Raw genomic sequence first — 2,605 nt, forward strand, 5'->3', positions numbered from 1 at the left:
GCACATGGGCCGCGCGATGCGCAAGGTGGGCCTCTTGCCCCTGACCTTCGCCGCGCGTCCCGGCGCGCCGGGGTCGAGCTTTCATGTCGGTGCGTCGGTGCCGATGGCGGCCGAGCCGAAGGCCGGGCAATCCGATCCGCTCGGCCGCCCGCTTGGCTGGGACCGGCTGCACCTGATCGACGCCTCAAGCCTGCCCGCGATCCCGGCGACGACGATCACCTTTTCGGTGATGGCCAACGCTCACCGGATAGGAACGCTGGCGCCCTGAGAGGTGCTTGGCCGACGAAGACCTGGCCCCCCCCGTGTGATCAGGCCACGAGAGTTGGTGTTTGATCCCGGGGTTTTATGGTGCGAAGGCCCTCATCCCAGATGCAGCAGAAGGGGATTCTACTTCGACCGAAGCGGTCGCAGAGTAAGTCCGCGGCACTTGGGTGCGACCCAAAACTTACGGTAGTCTTACGGGGCAAGCGTGTAACAACAAAGCACCTTGCGAGGCTTGCCGTAAGTTTCTGTTTTTACTGATTTGTTTGGTGGAGCCAATCGGGATCGAACCGACGACCTCTTGAATGCCATTCAAGCGCTCTCCCAACTGAGCTATGGCCCCACCGGAGGTCCGGGTGTTGCCACCCGCGTGTGGCGCGATATAGGCAACGCGGTCGGGCGGCGCAAGCGAAAAATCAGGTATCGAAAAAGATTGAAGGGGCGGTCCCGAACGACAATGGGCGCGGTGTTGCCGCGCCCGTAATCCTTGCTTGCCACAGACAAAGCGGCTGCTTTGGTCTTGCCTCAGTTGTCGTCGTCGTTCGTCGCCACATCGGCGATTTCGTCGAGCGAGACATCATCGTCTTCGTCATCCTCGAGCAGATCATCGTCGATATCGGCGTCACCGGTATCATCGTCGAGATCGGTGTCGTCGGTCAGATCGTCACTTTCGAGATCTGCTGCCTTCGGGGCGGCCTTTTCGCTGATCAGCGCACGGCCACGGCCGGCGACAAGGCTTTCGGCGGTGAAAGTATGACCGCATTCTGGGCAGGTCATCGGATCGCGCTGAAGGTCGTAGAACCGGCTGGCGCAATGCGGGCAGAGGCGCTTGACGCCCCATTCGTCCTTGGGCATGGAACACTCCTTCAGTGCACGTCTATCTGAGAGTCGGTGCCAACTGCCACATGTGCGCGGGGCTGTCAAAGGCTTTTGCCGGGAATCTATGATCGGTGAGCTTTGGCCTTTTCCTCGTGAGAGGCGTCTGTAATCTGAGGATACGGAAGGACTGAAATGAATCAGCGTATTCTACCCGGCGATCCGCCCGTCGAACTGACGCTGCGTCGGTCATCCCGCGCGCGGCGGTTTTCGTTGCGTGTGTCGCAGCTGGACGGAAAGGTGACCTTGTCGATGCCGGCGCGGGCGCGGGAGGCCGAGGCGCTGGCCTTCGCCTACGGGAAGGCGGATTGGGTCCGGCAAGCCTTGCTTCAGTCAGCCCGTCCCGAACGGTTGGCGCCTGGCCATGTGATGCCTTTCGAAGGCCGCTCGTTGACGGTGAGTGTTGCCCCAGTCCGGTCCGTGTGTATTCTCGGCGATGAAATTCTGGTTCCGGCAAGCGCTGCCGATGTCGGGGTCAGGGTCCGCGCGTATCTGAAGCTCGCCGCTCGGCAACGTCTGCAGGCGGCCAGCGAGGTCTATGCGGGCAGGCTCGGTCGGTCGTTTGCGCGTCTGACCCTGCGCGATACCCGGTCGCGATGGGGATCCTGCACGGCGGATGGCTGCCTGATGTATTCCTGGCGGCTGATCATGGCGCCGCAGGACGTGCTGAACTATGTTGCGGCACATGAAGTCGCGCATCTGGAGGAGATGAACCATTCGGAGGCGTTCTGGACGGTCGTGGGGCGGCTCATGCCGGATTATGCACGGCACCGGCGCTGGCTGCGGACCCATGGGCCATCCTTGCATCGGGTGGATTTCGGTGACTGAGCGGTTTATTCCGGGGTGTCTGTTGAACGTCGGGGGCGTATTGTGACGAAGTCCGGCACCCTTCCGCAACCACGCCCCGCTGATCCCGGCCTGGCCTCGCATGACCGGTTGTACCGATCCTTGCGCCAGCAGATCATGCACGGCGAATTAGCGCCGGGGCAGGCGCTGACGCTGAGGGGAATTGCGAAAACCTATGGGGTGTCGATGACACCCGCGCGCGAGGCGATGCGGCGGCTGGCGGCAGAAGGGGCGCTGACCTTGTCGTCTTCCGGCCGGGTGACGACGCCGGAACTGTCAAATGAGCGGATCGAGGAACTGGCAAGCCTGCGCGCGCTGATCGAGACGGAGCTGGCCAGCCGTGCCTTGCCTCGTGCCCATTGGGCACTGATCGAGAGGTTGCAGGCGATCAATATGGCCAATGCCGAAGCCGCTGTGAAGCGCGATGCGGTGGCCTATATCCGCACCAATCTGGAGTTCCACCGCACCCTCTATCTGCGCGCACAAGCCCCCGCGATGTTGGCGGTGGCCGAGACGGTATGGTTGCAGCTGGGTCCCACGATGCGGGCGGTTTATTCCCGTATTGCGAGGTCCGAACCGCCGCAGCACCATCGGATGATCCTCGCGGCGTTGAGGGCAGGTG

The 2,605-nt window shown here is 62.7% G+C and carries 4 protein-coding genes and 1 tRNA gene; 3 read left to right on the forward strand and 2 right to left on the reverse strand.

From position 1 onward, the window contains the following. Window positions 1–268: GMC oxidoreductase (locus tag WBB85_RS14260; RefSeq protein WP_432639272.1), on the forward strand; the 268-nt coding region annotated here is incomplete at its 5' end. Window positions 269–528: 260 nt separating this feature from the next. Here the strand turns inward: WBB85_RS14260 and WBB85_RS14265 are convergent. Both WBB85_RS14265 and WBB85_RS14270 read right to left on the reverse strand, forming a co-directional pair. After that, window positions 529–604 (reverse strand) — tRNA-Ala (locus tag WBB85_RS14265). A 182-nt stretch (window positions 605–786) separates the two neighbouring features. Further along, window positions 787–1,116, reverse strand: coding sequence for a TIGR02300 family protein (locus tag WBB85_RS14270; RefSeq protein ID WP_432639273.1), 330 nt, complete (start codon window positions 1,114–1,116; stop codon window positions 787–789). Window positions 1,117–1,272: 156 nt separating this feature from the next. Between WBB85_RS14270 and WBB85_RS14275 the strand changes: the two genes are divergently transcribed. Both WBB85_RS14275 and WBB85_RS14280 read left to right on the forward strand, forming a co-directional pair. Further along, a complete protein-coding gene (locus WBB85_RS14275; RefSeq protein ID WP_432639274.1) occupies window positions 1,273–1,965 on the forward strand; it encodes a M48 family metallopeptidase in 693 nt (230 codons plus the stop codon). Between the two features lie 42 nt (window positions 1,966–2,007). Beyond that, on the forward strand, window positions 2,008–2,605 hold a 598-nt coding region (locus WBB85_RS14280; RefSeq protein WP_432639275.1), incomplete at its 3' end, for a GntR family transcriptional regulator.

The sequence above is a fragment of the Albidovulum sp. genome, assembly GCF_049646345.1.
Lineage (GTDB): Bacteria > Pseudomonadota > Alphaproteobacteria > Rhodobacterales > Rhodobacteraceae > Albidovulum.

What these genes read in the sequence shown, in the direction of transcription:
- WBB85_RS14270 (WP_432639273.1), bottom strand. Translation starts at nt 1,116, where the DNA reads ATGCCCAAGGACGAATGGGGCGTCAAGCGCCTCTGCCCGCATTGCGCC.
- WBB85_RS14275 (WP_432639274.1), top strand. Translation starts at nt 1,273, where the DNA reads ATGAATCAGCGTATTCTACCCGGCGATCCGCCCGTCGAACTGACGCTG.